Raw genomic sequence first — 2,506 nt, forward strand, 5'->3', positions numbered from 1 at the left:
GCCCCGGACTTCTGTGAGCCCTGGGCGGGGCCGCCGGAGTTCTCCGAGCCCTTGCCGGCGGCGGCGTAGGCGCCGCGCAGCTTCTTGACCACGGGGGGCTCGATGGTGGAGGAGGCGGAGGAGACGAACTCCCCCATGTCCTTGAGGGTGCTCAAGGCCTCCTTCGAGGTGATGCCGAGCTCCTTGGCGAGCTCATGGACGCGGACCTTGGCCACGGTTCTCCTGTTCTGGCCTCGCGGGCCGCCGGAGCCGTGGGGCGCCGGTCAGCGCGTCGCGAGACCGTTGACGTCTGTCCAGGCCGCCGCGTCCGCCGTCGGGGCGTGCGCGTCACGGCCTGCCTGATAGCAGGGGGTGAAGTTCATCGCTGGGCACTCATGCTTCAGTGCTCATCGGGTACGCATCAGATCTCTGACCCGCCTTCATCTGTCGGTCTGGCAGCCGGTGCGGCGTGCTCCGCCCCGCCCGGCCCGTGCGGGGCCGAGGCGGCCGCCGGCGGCTCCGCCGTGAGCCCGTCCGGGTCCACGGGGCCTCGGAAGGCCCGGTGGAACGCGCGGCGGCGCAGGGCGAGCTGCAGGCACTCCGGTCCGGGGTGCACCCAGGCACCGCGTCCGGGACGGCGTCGGCTCCGGTCCCACACGACGGATGGGGGTTCCGTCGACGGGTCCAGCGCCACGCGCACCAGCTCTGTCCGGTCCACCTCGGCTCGGCACCCGACGCAGGTGCGCACGACCGTCGGGGACGTCATGCGTTCAGCCTCCTGCGGGCGCCGAAACGGGAATGGACCTCGGCCATCCTACCGCGTCCGCCGCAGCCGCACCGCCCGCGGGTGCCCGGTCGGGGCTCCCGGAGGACGACGCCGGGCCCGGGCCGGTGCGGTCTCGGCGGGGCTCAGCCCTGGTCGGGGGCGGCCGCGCCGGACGCGTCGCCCTCCTGCGGGGCGTCGCCCACGATGTCGATGCGCCAGCCGGTCAGGCGCGCGGCCAGGCGGGCGTTCTGCCCCTCCTTGCCGATGGCCAGGGACAGCTGGTGCTGGGGGACGGTCACACGCGCGGAGTGCTGGGCCTCGTCCAGGATCTCCACCGAGACGGTCTGCGCCGGGGACAGGGCGTGGGCGATCATCTCGGCCGGGTCGTCGGCGTGCTCGACGATGTCGATCTTCTCCCCGCCGAGCTCGGCCATCACGGCCCGCACGCGGGTGCCCATCTCGCCGATCGCGGCGCCCTTGGGGTTCACGCCGGGCCGGGTGGCCCGGACCGCCATCTTGGTGCGGTGGCCGGCCTCGCGCGCCAGGGCGGTGATCTCCACCACGCCCTCGGCGATCTCGGGGACCTCGAGGGCGAACAGGCGGCGGACCAGGTCCGGGTGGGAGCGCGAGAGCGTCACGGAGGGGCCCTTGGGGCCGCGCGTGGCGGAGACGATCACCGCGCGCAGGCGGCGGCCGTGGCGGTAGTCCTCCCCCGGCACCTGCTCGGGCGGCGGGAGCACGGCCTCGAGGGTGCCGAGGTCCACCTGCACCATGTGGCGGTGGGTGCCCTGCTGGATCACCCCGGAGACGAGCTCGCCCTCGCGGTCCTTGAACTCGCCGAGGACCTTGGCGTCGTCGGCGTCCCGCAGCCGCTGGAAGATCACCTGGCGCGCGGTGGAGGCCGCGATCCGGCCGAAGCCGTTGGGGGTGTCGTCGAACTCGCCCACCCGCGTGCCGTCGTCGTCCACCTCGGGGGCCCACACGCTCACATGGCCCGTGGTGCGGTCCAGCTCCACGCGGGAGCCGCGGATGGCGCCGGGGGTGCGCTGGTAGGCCATCAGCAGGGCCTGCTCAATGGCCGGCACCAGGCGGTCCAGGGGGATGTCCCGCTCCGCGACCAGCATGCGCAGCGCGCTCATGTCGATGTCCAACTCAGGCCTCCGTGTGCTCTGCCGTGTGCGATGCCCCGGGGCCGTCGGCGTCCTGGGCGGTGGCCCACTCTACCTGGACGCGGCCGGGGCCCAGCCGGGCGAAGGGGACGTGCTCGGCGGGCAGCACCTTGGGCCGCATGCCCTTCTTGGCGCCGGCCTTGACGGTCTGCAGCTCGACGCCCAGGGGCTCCACCGCCAGCACGCGCGCGGTGACGGGCAGCGCCCGGTCGATGCTCACCTCCACCAGGCGTCCCACGGCACGGGACCAGTGGCGCGGCTCGGTCAGCGGGCGGTCGACGCCGACCGTGCCCACCTCCAGCAGGTACTCCCCCGTGCCGACGCCGGGCACGTGCGCGCCCTGGGCGTCGAGGGAGGCGGAGACCAGCCCCGAGAGCTCGGCGACCTCGTCCAGGCTGAGGCCCTCGGTGCCCTCGGCGCGGTCCACGAGGACCTCCACGGTGGGCGTGGCCACGGCGCCGGCCACGCGGACGGACTCCACCACGACGTCCCGGTGCGCGAGCGCGTCGGCGATCAGGGCCTCCAGCTCGGTGGGGGCGGCGGGGTCGGTCTCCGGCGTGCGGTCCATGGGTCCTCCAGGCGGGGTCGGTCG

Annotated in this window: 4 protein-coding genes; all 4 read right to left on the reverse strand. The window is 74.8% G+C overall.

Annotated elements, in window-relative coordinates; all coding sequences use genetic code 11:
• A partial coding sequence (locus Q4D18_RS08285) for a translation initiation factor IF-2 N-terminal domain-containing protein (RefSeq protein ID WP_303127242.1) occupies positions 1–215 on the reverse strand: 215 nt, incomplete at its 3' end.
• A gap of 185 nt (positions 216–400) precedes the next feature.
• On the reverse strand, positions 401–745 hold the full coding sequence (locus Q4D18_RS08290) for a YlxR family protein (RefSeq protein ID WP_303127244.1): 345 nt from the start codon (positions 743–745) through the stop codon (positions 401–403).
• A 143-nt stretch (positions 746–888) separates the two neighbouring features.
• On the reverse strand, positions 889–1,896 hold the full coding sequence (gene nusA / locus Q4D18_RS08295; RefSeq protein WP_303127246.1) for a transcription termination factor NusA: 1,008 nt from the start codon (positions 1,894–1,896) through the stop codon (positions 889–891).
• Between the two features lies 1 nt (position 1,897).
• Positions 1,898–2,482, reverse strand: a complete 585-nt coding sequence (gene rimP, locus Q4D18_RS08300) for a ribosome maturation factor RimP (RefSeq protein ID WP_303127248.1) — start codon at positions 2,480–2,482, stop codon at positions 1,898–1,900.
• Positions 2,483–2,506: the final 24 nt, after the last annotated feature.

Source organism: Micrococcus sp., assembly GCF_030523875.1.
GTDB lineage: Bacteria > Actinomycetota > Actinomycetes > Actinomycetales > Micrococcaceae > Micrococcus.

Coding starts and splice junctions, on each gene's coding strand:
- Q4D18_RS08290 (WP_303127244.1), bottom strand. CDS start 745: ATGACGTCCCCGACGGTCGTGCGCACCTGCGTCGGGTGCCGAGCCGAG.
- rimP (WP_303127248.1), bottom strand. CDS start 2,482: ATGGACCGCACGCCGGAGACCGACCCCGCCGCCCCCACCGAGCTGGAG.